The organism is Streptomyces sp. NRRL F-5727 (genome assembly GCF_000719555.1).
Lineage (GTDB): Bacteria > Actinomycetota > Actinomycetes > Streptomycetales > Streptomycetaceae > Streptomyces.
On record NZ_JOGX01000010.1, the window covers coordinates 25,600 to 40,556 of the forward strand.

13 protein-coding genes are annotated in these 14,957 nt (G+C 73.7%); 4 read left to right on the plus strand and 9 right to left on the minus strand.

Annotated features, from left to right (window positions below; genetic code table 11):
• Window positions 1-30 precede the first annotated feature (30 nt).
• From IF73_RS0110250 to IF73_RS0110265, 4 genes are read right to left on the minus strand one after another with little or no spacing between them, the layout of a single operon-like run.
• The gene (locus tag IF73_RS0110250; RefSeq protein ID WP_031005840.1) at window positions 31-1,191 is read right to left on the minus strand and encodes an acyl-CoA dehydrogenase family protein; all 1,161 of its coding nucleotides are present in this window, start codon (window positions 1,189-1,191) and stop codon (window positions 31-33) included.
• Between the two features lie 2 nt (window positions 1,192-1,193).
• Window positions 1,194-2,132, minus strand: coding sequence for a hydroxymethylglutaryl-CoA lyase (locus IF73_RS0110255; protein ID WP_031005842.1), 939 nt, complete (start codon window positions 2,130-2,132; stop codon window positions 1,194-1,196).
• Window positions 2,129-4,135 (minus strand): biotin carboxylase N-terminal domain-containing protein, encoded by a 2,007-nt coding sequence (locus IF73_RS0110260; protein ID WP_031005844.1) that lies wholly within the window; start codon window positions 4,133-4,135, stop codon window positions 2,129-2,131. The genes IF73_RS0110255 and IF73_RS0110260 overlap by 4 nt, the downstream gene beginning before the upstream one ends.
• 20 nt (window positions 4,136-4,155) lie before the next feature.
• Window positions 4,156-5,763: a carboxyl transferase domain-containing protein gene (locus IF73_RS0110265; RefSeq protein WP_031005846.1), complete on the minus strand. Its 1,608-nt coding sequence runs from the start codon at window positions 5,761-5,763 to the stop codon at window positions 4,156-4,158.
• Between the two features lie 86 nt (window positions 5,764-5,849).
• Between IF73_RS0110265 and IF73_RS0110270 the strand changes: the two genes are divergently transcribed.
• Window positions 5,850-6,440, plus strand: a complete 591-nt coding sequence (locus IF73_RS0110270; protein ID WP_031005848.1) for a TetR/AcrR family transcriptional regulator — start codon at window positions 5,850-5,852, stop codon at window positions 6,438-6,440.
• 189 nt (window positions 6,441-6,629) lie between these two features.
• Complete coding sequence (locus tag IF73_RS0110280) at window positions 6,630-7,412, plus strand: phosphatase (protein ID WP_031005851.1); 783 nt, start codon at window positions 6,630-6,632, stop codon at window positions 7,410-7,412.
• Here IF73_RS0110280 and IF73_RS0110285 read toward each other — a convergent pair.
• From IF73_RS0110285 to IF73_RS0110300, 4 genes are all read right to left on the minus strand, one after another.
• Window positions 7,409-8,329, minus strand: a complete 921-nt coding sequence (locus tag IF73_RS0110285) for a cation diffusion facilitator family transporter (protein ID WP_031005853.1) — start codon at window positions 8,327-8,329, stop codon at window positions 7,409-7,411. The two genes, IF73_RS0110280 and IF73_RS0110285, sit on opposite strands and share 4 nt — an antisense overlap.
• Before the next feature lie 22 nt (window positions 8,330-8,351).
• Window positions 8,352-9,221: an acyl-CoA thioesterase gene (locus tag IF73_RS0110290; RefSeq protein ID WP_031005855.1), complete on the minus strand. Its 870-nt coding sequence runs from the start codon at window positions 9,219-9,221 to the stop codon at window positions 8,352-8,354.
• The gene (locus IF73_RS0110295; protein ID WP_031005857.1) at window positions 9,222-10,379 is read right to left on the minus strand and encodes an acyl-CoA dehydrogenase family protein; all 1,158 of its coding nucleotides are present in this window, start codon (window positions 10,377-10,379) and stop codon (window positions 9,222-9,224) included.
• A 74-nt stretch (window positions 10,380-10,453) separates the two neighbouring features.
• Complete coding sequence (locus IF73_RS0110300; protein ID WP_031005858.1) at window positions 10,454-11,641, minus strand: helix-turn-helix domain-containing protein; 1,188 nt, start codon at window positions 11,639-11,641, stop codon at window positions 10,454-10,456.
• Window positions 11,642-11,804: 163 nt separating this feature from the next.
• On the opposite strand from IF73_RS0110300, the gene IF73_RS0110305 reads away from it, so the two are divergent.
• On the plus strand, window positions 11,805-12,410 hold the full coding sequence (locus IF73_RS0110305; protein ID WP_031005859.1) for a hypothetical protein: 606 nt from the start codon (window positions 11,805-11,807) through the stop codon (window positions 12,408-12,410).
• 18 nt (window positions 12,411-12,428) lie between these two features.
• Here IF73_RS0110305 and IF73_RS0110310 read toward each other — a convergent pair whose 3' ends face one another.
• Window positions 12,429-13,847: a PucR family transcriptional regulator gene (locus IF73_RS0110310; protein ID WP_031005860.1), complete on the minus strand. Its 1,419-nt coding sequence runs from the start codon at window positions 13,845-13,847 to the stop codon at window positions 12,429-12,431.
• Between the two features lie 117 nt (window positions 13,848-13,964).
• Here IF73_RS0110310 and speB point away from each other — a divergent pair, with 117 nt between their 5' ends.
• On the plus strand, window positions 13,965-14,933 hold the full coding sequence (speB, locus tag IF73_RS0110315; protein ID WP_031005861.1) for an agmatinase: 969 nt from the start codon (window positions 13,965-13,967) through the stop codon (window positions 14,931-14,933).
• The last annotated feature ends 24 nt before the right edge of the window (window positions 14,934-14,957 follow it).

The window sequence follows — 14,957 nt, forward strand, 5'->3', positions numbered from 1 at the left end:
CGGGCGCGGGCGCGGGGGAGCGGGCGGTGCTCAGCCGGCGAAGCCGAGCTCCCGGGCGATCAGCATGCGCTGGACCTCGCTGGTGCCCTCGCCGATCTCCAGGATCTTGGAGTCGCGCCACATGCGGGCCACCGGGTACTCGTTCATGAAGCCGTAGCCGCCGTGGATCTGGGTGGCCTCGCGGGCGTTGTCGACGGCGACCGTGGAGGAGTACAGCTTGGCGATGGCCGCCTCCTTCTTGAAGGGCTCGCCCATGACCAAGCGGGAGGCGGCGTCGCGCCAGCCGATGCGGGCCATGTGGGCGCGCGTCTCCATGTCGGCGAGCTTGAACTGGATGGCCTGGTTGTCGCCGATCGCACGGCCGAAGGCGTGACGTTCCTTCGCGTACTTCACCGACTCGTCGACGCAGCCCTGGGCGAGGCCCGTGGCGAGGGCGGCGATGGCGACGCGGCCCTCGTCGAGGATGCGGAGGAACTGGGCGTAGCCGCGGCCCTCCTCGCCGAGCAGGTTCTCCACCGGGACGCGGACGTCGTCGAAGGAGAGCTCGCGGGTGTCCGAGGCGTTCCAGCCGACCTTCGAGTAGGGCGCGGCGACGGTGAAGCCGGGGGTGCCGGAGGGGACGATGATCGAGGAGATCAGCGGCCGGCCGTCGGGCTTGCGGCCGGTGACCGCGGTGACCGTCACCAGACCGGTGATGTCGGTGCCGGAGTTGGTGATGAAGCACTTCGAGCCGTTGATGACCCAGTGGTCGCCGTCCCGGACGGCCGTGGTGCGGGTGCCGCCCGCGTCGGAGCCCGCGCCCGGCTCGGTGAGGCCGAAGGCGCCCAGCATCTCGCCGGCGCAGAGCTTCGGCAGCCACTGCCGCTTCTGCTCCTCGGTGCCGAAGAGGTGCAGCGGCATGGCGCCGAGGGAGACGCCCGCCTCCAGGGTGATGGCCACCGAGGAGTCGACCCGGGCCAGCTCCTCCAGGGCGATGCCGAGGGCGAGGTAGTCGCCGCCCATGCCGCCGTACTCCTCCGGGAACGGCAGCCCGAAGAGGCCCATGCGGCCCATCTCGGCGACGATCTCGTACGGGAACTCGTGCCGCTCGTAGTAGTCGCCGATCTTCGGCGCCACCACGTCGTGGGCGAACTGCTCGACGGTACGGCGGAGTTCCTCGTGCTCTGCGGAGAGCCGGTGGTCGAGGGTCATGCTCAGGACTCCTTGTGGGAGAGGGCGCGGACGGTGCGGGACGGGCTCGGGCGGCCCAGTTGTTCGGCCATCCACACGCTCGTGGCGGTGAGGGCGGCCAGGTCGACCCCGGTCTCGATGCCGAGGCCGTCGAGCATCCACACCAGGTCCTCGGTGGCGAGGTTGCCGGTGGCGGACTTGGCGTAGGGGCAGCCGCCGAGGCCGCCCGCGGAGGCGTCCACGGTGGTCACGCCGTGCCGCAGCGCGGCCAGCGTGTTGGAGAGCGCCTGCCCGTAGGTGTCGTGGAAGTGCACGGCGAGGCGCGAGGTGGGCACCCCGGCGTCGTTCAGGGCCGTCAGGAGCGCCTGGACGTGCCCGGGGGTGGCGACGCCGATGGTGTCGCCGAGGCTCAGCTCGTCGCACCCCATGTCGGCGAGCGCCTTGGCGACGCGGACGGTCTGTTCGACGGGGACGGCGCCCTCCCAGGGGTCGCCGAAGCACATCGACAGATAGCCGCGGACCTTCAGTCCCGCCTCTATGGCCCGGACGACGACCGGCTCGAACCCGGCGAGCGCCTCGTCGACGGTCCGGTTGAGGTTGGCCTTGGCGAAGGACTCGGTGGCGGACGCGAAGACGGCGATCTCGCGGGCGCCGAGCGTGAGCGCCCGGTCGAGGCCGCGCTCGTTCGGCACGAGGACCGGCAGGCGTACGGGAACGTCGTTGACGAGGCGGAACAGCGCCTCCGCGTCGGCCAGTTGGGGCACCCACTGGGGGTGCACGAAGCTGGTCGCCTCGACGGTGGACAGTCCGGCGCCGGCGAGCCGGCGGATGAACTCCGCCTTCACCTCGGTCGGGACGGCCGTCTTCTCGTTCTGCAGCCCGTCGCGGGCGCCGACCTCGTGGATCCGGACCCGGGTGGGCAGGGCCGGGTCGGGGACGGTCATCGGCAGTCCGGTGCTCATGCGTCCTCCTCCTCGCGGGGCGTGACGACGGCCAGGATCTGGTCCATGGCGACGGTCGTGCCGGGCGTGACGTCCAGCTCGGTGACGGTGCCGGCGTGCGGGGCGGAGATGACGTGCTCCATCTTCATCGCCTCCACCACGAGCAGGCTCTGTCCCGCCTCCACCTCGTCCCCGACCGCCACCTTCACGACGGTGACGGTCCCGGGCATCGGCGCGGCGAGCGTGTCCGCCCCGCCGTGCCGGGCCCCGGAGAGCGCGGCGGCCACGGGGTCGTGGTCCATGACGTGCCACGAGTCCCCGTCCCGGCCGAGCCAGAGCCCCTCGGGGGACGGGGCGACGGAGAAGCGGTGCGTGACACCGTCGAGGTGGAGCTGGATCTCCCCCGGCCCGGATCCCTCGTCGCCCTCGGGGCGCGCGAGCAGCGAGGCGCGTGCCGTGGTCTCGCCGAGCAGCAGCTCGGCGGTGCGGGCCTCGCCGCGCACGCGGACCAGCACCGGCTCGTTTCCGGGGACGCGGACGTGGTGCGGGGTCCAGGCGGGGGTGCCGCCGAGCCGGAAGCCGTCGCGGACCCCGAAGGGGTCGACCCAGCCCGTCGCGGCGGGTGCCGGCGGGAACTGGCGCGACAGCGCCGCCGCCGCGTACACCTCCGCCGGGACCGTCCCGTCGACCAGCGTCTCCGCGTCCCGCTCGACCAGGCCCGTGTCCATCGCGCCCGACACCACGTCCGGGTGGGCCAGGAGGCGGCGCAGGAAGCCCGCGTTGGTGGGGACGCCGAGGGTGGTGAGCTCCGCCAGGGCCGCGCGGAGCTTGCGGAGGGCCGTGGGGCGGTCCTTCGCGTGGACGATGACCTTCGAGAGCATCGGGTCGTAGAGGGACGAGACCTCGGAGCCCTCCAGGAGGCCGGAGTCGGTGCGTACCCCGTCACCCGCGGGCTCGTGCAGCGCCAGGACCGTGCCGCCCGACGGGAGGAAGCCGCGGGACGGGTCCTCCGCGCAGATGCGGGCCTCGACCGCCCAGCCGTCGAGGCGGACGTCGTCCTGGCCGAAGGAGAGCGGCTCGCCGGCGGCCACCCGCAGCTGCCACTCCACCAGGTCCAGGCCGGTGATCAGCTCGGTCACCGGGTGCTCGACCTGGAGGCGGGTGTTCATCTCCATGAAGTAGTACGCGGACGGGTCGCCGCCCGGCACGATGAACTCGACGGTGCCCGCGCCGACGTAGCCGCAGGACCGGGCCGCCTCCACGGCCGCCGCGCCCATCGCCGCCCGGGTCGCCTCGTCGAGGAGGACGCTGGGCGCCTCCTCGATGATCTTCTGGTGGCGGCGCTGGAGCGAGCACTCGCGCTCGCCCAGGTGCACCACGTTCCCGTGCGCGTCCGCCAGGACCTGGATCTCGATGTGCCGGGGCCGGTCGATCCACCGCTCGACGAGGAGCGTGTCGTCGCCGAAGGAGGCGCGCGCCTCCCGCCGGGCCGCCGCGATCTCCTCGTCCAGGACCGCCAGGTCCCGCACCAGGCGCATGCCCTTGCCGCCGCCGCCCGCGCTGGGCTTCAGCAGGACGGGCGCGCCCATCTCCCGCGCGGCCTCGGCCACCCGGGGGTCGGCGTCGCCGGGGACGACGGGGACGCCCGCCGCCTTCACCGTCTCCTTGGCCCGGATCTTGTCGCCCATGAGGGCGATCGCCTCGGCGGACGGGCCGATGAAGACGAGCCCGGCCTCGGCGCAGGCGCGCGCGAAGGCCGCGTTCTCCGCGAGGAAGCCGTAGCCGGGGTGGACGGCCTGCGCGCCGGTGCGGCGGGCCGCGTCCAGGAGCGCCGGGACGGAGAGGTACGACTCCGAGGCCGCCGCGGGCCCGATCCGTACCGCCGTGTCCGCCTCCCGCACGTGCCGGGCGTCGGCGTCGGCGTCGCTGTAGACCGCCACCGAGCGGACGCCGAGGGCGCGCAGGGTGCGGATGACGCGGACCGCGATCTCGCCCCGGTTGGCGACGAGGACGGTGTCGAACATCTGCTGCATCGTCAGGGTCCTCACATCCGGAAGACGCCGAACTGGGGGTCACCCAGGGGCGCGTTGGCACAGGCGGTCAGCGCGAGACCCAGCACCTGGCGGGTCTCCAGCGGGTCGATCACGCCGTCGTCCCAGAGGCGGGCGGTCGCGTAGTAGGCGCTGCCCTGCGTCTCGTACTGCTCGCGGATCGGCGCCTTGAAGGTCTCCTCCTCCTCGGCGCTCCAGGCGTCGCCGAGCTGGTCGCGCTTGACCGTGGCGAGGACCGAGGCGGCCTGTTCGCCGCCCATGACGGAGATCTTGGCGTTGGGCCACATCCACAGGAAGCGGGGGGAGTAGGCCCGGCCGCACATCGAGTAGTTGCCGGCGCCGAAGGAGCCGCCGACGACGACCGTCAGCTTGGGCACGCGCGTGGTGGCGACGGCGGTGACCATCTTGGCGCCGTGCTTGGCGATGCCGCCGTGCTCGTACGCCTTGCCGACCATGAAGCCGGTGATGTTCTGGAGGAAGACCAGCGGGATGCCGCGCTGGTCGCACAGCTCGATGAAGTGCGCGCCCTTCTGGGCGGACTCGGCGAACAGGATGCCGTTGTTGGCGACGATGCCGACCGGGTGGCCGTGGATCCGGGCGAAACCGGTGACCAGCGTCTGCCCGTACTCGGACTTGAACTCCTGGAAGCGGGAGCCGTCCACCACGCGGGCGATGACCTCGCGCACGTCGTAGGGGGTGCGCGAGTCGACCGGGACGGCGCCGTACAGCCCGTACGGGTCGACCTTCGGCTCCTCGGTCGGCTCGACCTTCCACGGCAGCGGGCCCCGCTCGGGCAGGGTCGCGACGATGTTCCGGACGATCCGCAGGGCGTGCGCGTCGTCCTCCGCGAGGTGGTCGGTGACGCCGGAGATGCGGGAGTGGACCTCGCCGCCGCCCAGCTCCTCGGCGGTGACGACCTCGCCGGTCGCGGCCTTCACCAGCGGCGGGCCGCCGAGGAAGATCGTGCCCTGGTTGCGGACGATCACGGCCTCGTCGCTCATCGCCGGGACGTACGCGCCGCCGGCCGTGCAGGAGCCCATGACGGCCGCGATCTGCGGGATGCCGGCGCCGGACATCCGGGCCTGGTTGTAGAAGATCCGGCCGAAGTGCTCGCGGTCGGGGAAGACCTCGTCCTGCATCGGCAGGAACGCGCCGCCGGAGTCGACCAGGTAGAGGCAGGGGAGACGATTCTCCAGCGCCACCTCCTGGGCCCGGAGGTGCTTCTTCACCGTCATCGGGTAGTAGGTGCCGCCCTTGACGGTCGCGTCGTTGGCGACGATCACGCACTCGCGGCCGCTGACCCGCCCGACGCCCGCGATCACGCCGGCGGCCGGGGCCTGGTCGCCGTACATGCCGTTCGCCGCCAGCGGCGCCAGCTCCAGGAACGGCGAGCCCGGGTCGAGGAGGGTGTCCACCCGGTCGCGCGGCAGCAGCTTCCCGCGCGCGGTGTGCCGGGCCCGGGACTTCTCACCGCCTCCGAGGGCGGCCTGGGCGAGCTTGGCGCGCAGGGTCGCGGCCAGCTCGTGGTGCGCCGCCTCGTTGGCCCGCCAGGCCGGCGAGGCGGGATCCGCCGCACTCGACAGCACAGGTGCCTGCTGCATCGACCGATCTCCCTTGTTCGGTTAATGAGCGTTAACGTACGGCATCAGGTTAACGACCGCTAACCGGGTTGTCTAGAATCGAATCCATGACCACGAGCCCGATCCGGATGGACGCGTCGACCCGCCGCGAGCAGATCCTCAAGGAGGCCGCCCGCCTCTTCGCCGAGCGCGGGTTCCACGGCGTGGGCGTCGACGAGATAGGAGCCGCCGTCGGCATCAGCGGCCCCGGTCTCTACCGCCACTTCCCCGGCAAGGACGCGATGCTCGCCGAGCTCCTCGTCGGCATCAGCGAGCGGCTGCTCGACGGCGGCCGGCTGCGCGCCGCCGCCTCGGACGGCGACCCGGCGGCGCTGCTCGCCTCCCTCATCGACGGCCACATCGACTTCGCCCTCGACGACCGGCCGCTCATCACCCTCCACGACCGCGAGCTCGACCGCCTCAAGGAGGAGGACCGCAAGCGGGTCCGGCAGCTCCAGCGGCAGTACGTCGAACTGTGGGTGGACGTCGTCCGCGCCCTCCATCCGGAGGCGGGCGAGCCGGAGGTCCGGGCCGCCGTCCACGCTGTCTTCGGCCTCCTCAACTCCACCCCCCACCTCCGCACCCCGCTGGACCGCACCGACCTGGAACGCCTGCTGCGGAACCTGGCCCACGGCGCCCTGGGTGCCCTGACGGCCTGACGGCCGGCCGCCCTGACGGTCAACCGGCCGGGGCGGCCGCCGGACCCGGGCGGCGCAGCGCCGGCGCGACGACCGGCCCGCCCGCCGCGCACCCGGCGAGGACCAGGAAGGCGGCGCTCCCCGGGACCGGTCCGGCCGGAGTCCGGGCGTCCGGCACGGCGGAGGCTCCGGCCCGGCAGAATGAGCCCCATGCCGATACTCAGCCGTGACGCCCTCGTCGAGCACCTCCTCCGCAGCCGGATCGCGGGAGACGTCGCCACGCCCCGTGAGAACAACCTGGACCACTACCGGAAGCTCGCCAACGGCGACCGGCACTACTGGCTCGGTCTGGAGCTCGGCGACCGGTGGACGGACGAGCAGGACGTCCTCGCCGTGATGGCGGAGCGCTGCGGCGTCGTCGACGACCCCGCCCACCGCGTCGGCCAGGACACCATCGACCCCGAGCTGACCGTGGACGCCCTGGACCGGATGGCCGCCCGGCTGAAGCAGGCCGCCGCCGGGCGGGAGCGGGTGCTGTTCGCGACCGGCCACCCCGGCGCGCTGATCGACGCGCACAGCCGGGTCGCCGCCGCGCTCCGGGCGCAGGGCTGTGACATCGTGCGGATCCCCGGCGGGCTCGTCGCCGACGAGGGGTACGTCGTGCAGTTCGCGGACGTCGCCGTCTTCGAGCGCGGCGCCAGCCTCTGGCACACCCACTCGCCCGAGCCGATGAACGCGATCCTCGACGGCCTCGCGCTGCTCGGCGAGGCCGCGCCGGACCTGGTCGTCGCCGACCACGGCTGGGCCGGCCGCGCCGCCCAGCGCGGCATCGACTCCGTCGGCTACGCGGACTGCAACGACCCGGCGCTCTTCCTCGCCGAGGCCGAGGGGACGATGAAGGTGACCGTCCCGCTCGACGACCACGTCGTGGACCCGCGCTTCTACGAGCCGTTGACGGCCTATCTGCTGAACGCCGCCGGGCTGCTCGGCTAGGCCGGACCCGGCGTCGGGTCCAGGTACACCCGGCGCACCGAGGGGAAGCGGGCCCGCAGACGCGTCTCGGCCTGTTCGCAGGCCCGCTCGACCTCGGCCGCCGTCACCACGTCCCGGAAGTCGACCTTCGCGGCGATCATGACCTCGCCGGGACCCTGGATCAGGGTGATCAGGTCCAGGACGGCCACCACGTGCGGGACGCCCAGCAGTTCCTCCCGCACCTCCGCCCGCATGGCGCGCGGCAGCGGGCGGCCGATGAGGAGCTGGGCGTTGGCGCGGCCCAGCGTCCAGGCCACGTAGACCAGCAGACAGCCGATCAGGATCGAGGCGACGCCGTCCCAGACGCCGGAGCCGGTGATCTGGCCGCCGAGCAGGCCGCCCGCGGCGAGCATCAGACCGGCGAGGGCGGCCGAGTCCTCCAGGACGACCGCCTTCACGGTGGTGTCGGGGGTGAGCCGCAGGTACGTGGCGAACGGCGCCCGCATCCGTTCCGCCTCCGCCTCGACCTGCCGGATGCCGGTCCGCAGGGAGAAGCCCTCCAGGACGAAGGAGACGGCGAGGACGACGTAGGAGACGAGCGGGTCGCCCGGCTCCTCGCCGTGGGTGAGGGTGTGGATGCCGTCGTAGAGGGAGAAGACGGCGCCGCCGACGAAGGTGGCGACGGCGGCGAGCATCGCCCACACGTACCGCTCGCCCGCGTAGCCGACCGGATGGTCCTCGTCGGCGGGCTTCTCGCTCCGCTTGAGCGCGGTGAGCAGCATGACCTCGGTGACCGTGTCGGCGACCGAGTGGGCCGCCTCCGACAGCATCGCGCTCGACCCGCTGATGACGCCGGCGACGGCCTTGGCCACCGCGATCCCGAGGTTCGCGACCGCCGCCACGATCACCGTGAAGGTGCTTTCGCCGTTGTCCGCCATGATCGGACGGTATGTCCGGCCGTCAGCGCGGGACGCGAACGACACCCTCCTGGATGACGGAGATCGCGAGCCGCCCGTCCCGGGTCCAGATCCGGGCCTGGCCGAGGCCGCGCCCGCCGGAGGAGGACGGCGACTCCTGGTCGTAGAGGAGCCATTCGTCGGCCCGGAAGGGCCGGTGGAACCACATGGCGTGGTCGAGCGAGGCGCCGACCACGTCGCCGACGGCCCAGCCGCCCCGCCCGTGGGCGAGCAGCACCGAGTCGAGCAGCGTCATGTCGGAGACGTAGGTGGCGAGCACGACGTGCAGCAGGGGGTCGTCCGACAGCTTGCCGTTGGTGCGGAACCACACCTGCGAGCGCGGTTCGCGCGGCTCCCCGACGGTGCCCCACGGCGGGGTCTCGGCGTACCGCAGGTCGACGGCCGCGCGGGCCTCGACGAGCCGGTCCGCGATCTCCCGGGGGAGGTGCCGGGGCAGCATCTCCTCGGCGGTCGGCAGCGACTCCGGGTCGGGCGCGGCCGGCATCGCGTCCTGGTGGTCGAGCCCCTCCTCGTCCGCCTGGAAGGAGGCGGAGAGGTGGAAGATCGGCCGCCCGTGCTGGATCGCGACGACCCGGCGGGTGGTGAAGGAGCGGCCGTCCCGGATCCGGTCGACCTCGTAGACGATCGGCGCGCCCGGATCGCCCGGCACCAGGAAGTAGGCGTGGAGCGAGTGGGCGAGACGGTCCGCGGGGACGGTCCGGCCCGCGGCCACCAGCGCCTGGGCGGCCACCTGGCCGCCGAAGACGCGGGGGACGATCGCGGACCGGGACTGTCCCCGGAAGATGTCCTGCTCGATCCGCTCCAGGTCGAGCAGAGCGAGCAGGTCATCCAGTGCGGAAGGTGCTTCGGGCACTTACAGGCCCATCGACTTGGCGATGATCGACTTCATGATCTCGCTGGTGCCGCCGTAGATGCGGTTCACGCGGTTGTCGGCGTACAGGCGGGCGATCGGGTACTCGTTCATGTAGCCGTAGCCGCCGTGCAGCTGGAGGCAGCGGTCGATCACGCGGTGCGCGACCTCGGTGCAGAAGAGCTTGGCGGAGGCGGCCTCGGCCGGGGTCAGCTCGCCCGCGTCCAGGGCCTCCAGGGCGCGGTCGGCGACGGCCTGGGCGGCGTCCACCTCGGCCTGGCAGGCGGCCAGCTCGAACTTGGTGTTCTGGAAGGAGGCGACCGGCTTGCCGAAGACGGTGCGCTCCTGCACGTACTGCTGGGCGAAGCGGATGGCGGCGGCGGCCTGGGCGTAGGCGCCGAAGGCGATGCCCCAGCGCTCGGAGGCGAGGTTGTGGCCGAGGTAGGAGAAGCCCTTGCCCTCCTCGCCGAGCAGGTCCTCGACGGGGACCTTGACGTCGACGAAGGCGAGCTCGGCGGTGTCGGAGGTCTTCAGGCCGAGCTTGTCGAGCTTGCGGCCGATCGAGTAGCCCTCGGACTTGGTGTCGACGGCGAAGAGGGAGATGCCGAAGCGGCGGTCCTCGGCCGACGGGGCCGAGGTGCGGGCGCAGACGATCACGCGGTCGGCGTGGACGCCGCCGGTGATGAAGGTCTTGGCGCCGTTGAGGACGTAGTGGGTGCCGTCCTCGGAGAGCTTGGCGGTGGTCTTCATGCCCGCGACGTCGGAGCCGGTGCCCGGCTCGGTCATCGCGAGGGCCCACATCTCCTCGCCGGTGACGAACTTCGGCAGGTAGCGCTTCTTCTGGTCCTCGGTGGCGAGCATCTTGATGTACGGCAGGGCGAGCAGCACGTGCACGCCGGAGCCGCCGAACTGGACGCCGGCGCGGGAGGTCTCCTCGTAGAGGACGGCCTCGAACTTGTGGGTGTCGAGGCCGGCGCCGCCGAACTCCTCGGGCACGTTGATGCCGAAGATGCCCAGCTCGCCGAGCTTGTAGTAGAAGTCGCGCGGCGCCTGGCCGGCCGCGAACCACTCGTCGTAGACGGGGACGACCTCGGCCTCGATGAAGGCCCGGACCGTCTCCCGGAACGCCTCGTGGTCCTCGTTGAATACGGTACGGCGCACGGTGCGACTCCTCCGCGGTGTGTCGGTCTGTCTAAGCGCTTGCTCAGCCTGTCGTCCTCGAAGTTACCCAGCGGTCACCCGTGCTGTCCAGACTCCTCGCCTGTGATCCAGGCCCGCCCCACCGAGTCGTACCCGTACAGGGGCCGCCCCTTCGCCCCGCTGGTCCGAAAGGGTTCCCCGTCCTCGTCGCCGATCCGGACCGTGCCCCGGCGCCCCTCCGAGCTCCACTCCAGCTCCAGGTACCAGCGGCAGTCGCAGCCGGCGGTCCGCGCCGAGACCAGCAGCTCCTCCGGATCGGCGGCGGTGACCGCGTACGGGAAGGAGACCGCGGGCAGCGTCCGGCCCTCCTGGCCGGAGGCGTCGTACCCGTCCAGCGCCCGCGCCACCGGCCGCGGCCGGTCCAGGTCCACCTCGAAGCGGCGCGGCGTCACCGCCCCGCCGCAGCCGTCGTCCATCCGGTAGCCCGGCCACGGCAGCGGCGCCGCGCGCCCCACCACGCGCACGTGCAGCCCCTGGAGCACCACCGCCGCCGCGCCCTTCCCCTGCACCGACACCCGCACCAGCGTCTCCCCGCCGTGGACGGCCCCCCGGGCCATCGCCCACCGCCGCGCGTCGGCCGCCTCCGGCGGGGGAGGCGGCGTCCGCTCCACGAGGTAGGTGTGCCCGCACCCGTAGCTCCACAGGTGCGAGGCGACGGTCCACGTCAACGGCGCGGGCGCCGGAGCCGCCGGCTTCCGGGGCAGGAGTACGACTCCGAGCGTCACCGCCGCCACGACCGCGAGCGCCCCGCCGACCAGGCCCGCCCACGCCCACCGACGCCGCCGTCGCCCGGACGGGAGGCCCGGCACGCGCGCGTGCACGGGTGCCGGCTCGGGCGCCGGTTCCCGGGCGGGCTCGGGCTCGGGGTCGGGTTCCCGGGCGGGCTCGGGCTCGAGGTCCTGGGCGGGCTCGGGCTCGGGGTCCTGGGCGGGCTCGGGCCGCGGGGCCGGCCGGGGCTCCGGCGCCGCAGGGCGGCGGGCGCCGTCCGCGCGGGTCCAGGCCGCCTCCAGGGTCCGTCGTTCCTCCTCGTCCGCCCCGCACAGCAGGGCGAGGCGGTCGACCACGGCGAACTCCTCCGGGACGGTCGCGCCCGAGCAGTAGCGGTGGAGGGTGGACGCGCTGACGCTCAGGCGCCGGCCCAGTGCCTCGTAACTCCTGCCGTCCCGCGCCTTCAGCGCGCGCACGAGCCGCGCGAACTCCTCGACGGCGGCGTCCTTCGGCATTCCATCCCCCTGGCTCTGCGTTTCACCCTTCACATCCCTGCACGTCAACGGGGGTGGAACGGTTCCGGGACGGAGGGTGGGCGCGTCACCGTTGCGCGGCGGCGGGCGCCGGCCCGACGCTGGTCGAGCACGGACCGAACGACCAGACGGGGGATCCACCACCATGAACACGTTCCGCACCGCACTCGCCGGCGCCGCCGCTGCCGCCCTGGGCCTCGCCGCCCTCGCCGCCGCCCCGGCGCAGGCCGCCGCCCAGCCCGCCTTCCTCTCCGCCTCCCAGATGCCGGCGTCCTCGACGCCGTGGACCGCCACCCGGATCTTCACCGGCGTCCCGGAGAACGGCGGCGCCCTCTGCGCCCCGTACAAGATCCCGGCGCAGAACACCCGCTACCGCGAGTTCAGCACCGAGCTCGACACCAACGGCGTCCAGATCACCACCGTCGCCCGCACCGAGGCCGACGCGGTGAAGCTGGTCGACACCCTGCGCAAGGCGCTCGCCGGCTGCGGCCCCCTCCTGGAGCGGCAGAACCCGGGCCTGGACGCCGTCAGCGCCTACCACGGCAAGCTCGCCGTGGAGGAGGGCGCCTGGGTCTACAGCCTCGACACCGCCGACCGGCAGATCGGCAACACCGACATCCACCTCTTCTCCGTCGGCCGCGACGGCCGCACCGTCACCTTCGTCCGCTGGGGCCAGATGGGCGACTTCAAGGACGCCCCGCTGACCGCCTTCCGCACCACGACGAAGACCGCGGTCAACAAGCTGTACTGAGCCGCACTCACCCCGCCCTCACCGGAGCGCGAACCACAGCTCCATCCGCACGTCCGCGTCGTCCAGGTCGCGGTCGAGGAGGACCGCGCAGCGGGCGATCCGCTGGCGGACCGTGTTCCGGTGCACGCCCAGCGCGGCGGCCGTGCGGTCCCAGCTGCCGTGCAGGGACAGCCAGGTGCGGAGCGTCTCCGCCTGCACCTCGCCGAGGGGAGCGAGGAGCACGCGCGCGTGGGCGGCGGCCTCCGCCGGGTCGACGAGCCCGGCGAGGCCGTTCGCCCGGTGCCGCACCAGCGCCTCCCGGGACGCCTCCGCCCGCCGCAGCGCCCGCGCCGCCTGCGCGTCCGCCGCCGGCAGCTCCGCCGCGCCGGCCGGGGCGCTCACGCCGAGCGTCCAGCCCGGCTGGGCCGTCACGGCCGCGCCGGGCGGCAGCAGGAGCCGTACCGGGGGGCCCGGGTCCACCAGGGCCGTGCCCAGCGCCGCCGCAAGGGCGGCCGCCGCGAACGGCGTGCCGTCGCCGCCCCGCCCGTGCACCACCGTCCACGGGCCGGCGGACAGCGCCGCCGCCGCCTCCCCGGGCGCCGCGCCCAGCAGCAGCCTCGTCAGGGCTCCGTCCCGTACCGACACGTCGGTCGCCCCGTGCGGGGCGGTCAGCAGCGACAGCAGCACCACCGCCATCCCCGCCACCGTGTGGTCGCCGGGTTCGCGCCGCTCCGTCGCCACCCCCAGGGCCGGCCCGTCACCGCCGCCCAGCGCGTACGCCGCCAGCTTCAGCCCGCCGCTCTCGCCGCTCGCCGACGCCGGGCCGCCCGGCCGGGGACCCACCACTGCCGCCAGCTCCGCCAGCGCCCGGGCCGCCTCCGCCGGCAGCTCGCGGCCGGCCGCCGCCGACTCCGAGCCGTCCGCGCCGAACAGCACCGCCCGGCCGCCCAGCCGGGACGCCAGGGCGCCCAGCACCGCCGGCACCGGCGCCGGGCGGGCGGCGGCCGTCGCCAGCGACTGCTGGGCCTCCGTCACCCGGCGCAGCTCCCGCAGCCGGGCCTCCGCCATCAGCCGCCACAGCGCCCGCGCCACCGCCGTGAACGGCGTCCGCGGCGGCACCTCCACCAGCGGCAGCCCGTACCGGACACAGGCGTCCACCAGCTCCGCCGGCACCGTGTCGTACACCGGCGTCACCCCGAAGCCCAGCGCCGCCGCGCCCGCCTCGACCACCCGCGCCACGAACCGCGCCGGATCCGTAAGCTGCACGCCCGCCGTCATCAGCAGCTCGCCGCCGAGCAGATACGGATACGGGTCGGCCATCTCCGAGGTGTGCACCCAGTGCAGCGCGACCTCGTCCGAACCGGCGAGCAGCCGCAGCCCCAGCTCCCGGCGGGCCAGCAGTGCGGCCAGCGGCACCGGCGGCGCCGGGGGAGTGGCACTCGGCTCCGAGACGGTCACGACATGGTCCCTTCGTACATCTCAAGCCCCGACAGTGGAGGAAACGTACACTTCAATGTGGCTTTCGGGCGACTTACCGTCGAGCCGGACCCCGACGACAGCCAGGAGGCACCCCCCATGAGCAGCAGCGACCAGAACACCCCGCGCGGCCCGATCGACTCGTCCCGCGTCCCGCGGTACGCCGGTCCCGCGACGTTCGCCCGGCTGCCGCGGCTCGACGAGGTCGGCACCGCCGACATCGCCGTGGTCGGCGTCCCCTTCGACTCCGGCGTCTCCTACCGCCCCGGCGCCCGCTTCGGCGGCAACGCGATCCGCGAGGCGTCCCGCCTGCTGCGCCCGTACAACCCGGCGCAGGACGCCTCCCCGTTCGCCCTCGCGCAGGTCGCCGACGGCGGCGACATCGCCGTCAACCCGTTCAACATCAACGAGGCCGTCGAGACCATCGAGGCCGCCGCCGACGAGCTCCTCGGCACCGGCGCCCGCATGATGACCCTCGGCGGCGACCACACCATCGCCCTCCCGCTGCTCCGCTCGGTCGCCAAGAAGCACGGCCCGGTCGCCCTGCTCCACTTCGACGCCCACCTGGACACCTGGGACACCTACTTCGGCGCCGAGTACACCCACGGCACCCCGTTCCGCCGCGCCGTCGAGGAGGGCATCCTCGACACCGAGGCCCTGTCGCACGTCGGCACCCGCGGCCCGCTCTACGGCAAGCAGGACCTGACCGACGACGAGAAGATGGGCTTCGGCATCGTGACGTCGGCGGACATCTACCGCCGCGGCGCCGACGAGGTCGCCGACCAGCTCCGCCAGCGCATCGGCGACCGCCCGCTGTACATCTCCATCGACATCGACTGCCTCGACCCGGCCCACGCCCCCGGCACCGGCACCCCCGAGGCGGGCGGCATGACCTCCCGCGAGCTCCTGGAGATCCTCCGCGGCCTCTCCTCCTGCAACCTGGTCTCCGCCGACGTCGTCGAGGTCGCCCCGGCGTACGACCACGCCGAGATCACCGCGGTCGCCGCCTCGCACACCGCGTACGAGCTGACCACCATCATGAGCCGCCAGATCGCGGCGAGCCGATAATTCCCGGGGGTGCCCGGCCCCGAG

What these genes read in the sequence shown, in the direction of transcription:
- IF73_RS0110255 (WP_031005842.1), bottom strand. Translation starts at nt 2,132, where the DNA reads ATGAGCACCGGACTGCCGATGACCGTCCCCGACCCGGCCCTGCCCACC.
- IF73_RS0110300 (WP_031005858.1), bottom strand. Translation starts at nt 11,641, where the DNA reads ATGCCGAAGGACGCCGCCGTCGAGGAGTTCGCGCGGCTCGTGCGCGCG.
- IF73_RS0110285 (WP_031005853.1), bottom strand. Translation starts at nt 8,329, where the DNA reads ATGGCGGACAACGGCGAAAGCACCTTCACGGTGATCGTGGCGGCGGTC.
- IF73_RS0110260 (WP_031005844.1), bottom strand. Translation starts at nt 4,135, where the DNA reads ATGTTCGACACCGTCCTCGTCGCCAACCGGGGCGAGATCGCGGTCCGC.
- IF73_RS0110250 (WP_031005840.1), bottom strand. Translation starts at nt 1,191, where the DNA reads ATGACCCTCGACCACCGGCTCTCCGCAGAGCACGAGGAACTCCGCCGT.
- IF73_RS0110280 (WP_031005851.1), top strand. Translation starts at nt 6,630, where the DNA reads ATGCCGATACTCAGCCGTGACGCCCTCGTCGAGCACCTCCTCCGCAGC.
- IF73_RS0110265 (WP_031005846.1), bottom strand. Translation starts at nt 5,763, where the DNA reads ATGCAGCAGGCACCTGTGCTGTCGAGTGCGGCGGATCCCGCCTCGCCG.
- IF73_RS0110305 (WP_031005859.1), top strand. Translation starts at nt 11,805, where the DNA reads ATGAACACGTTCCGCACCGCACTCGCCGGCGCCGCCGCTGCCGCCCTG.
- speB (WP_031005861.1), top strand. Translation starts at nt 13,965, where the DNA reads ATGAGCAGCAGCGACCAGAACACCCCGCGCGGCCCGATCGACTCGTCC.
- IF73_RS0110270 (WP_031005848.1), top strand. Translation starts at nt 5,850, where the DNA reads ATGACCACGAGCCCGATCCGGATGGACGCGTCGACCCGCCGCGAGCAG.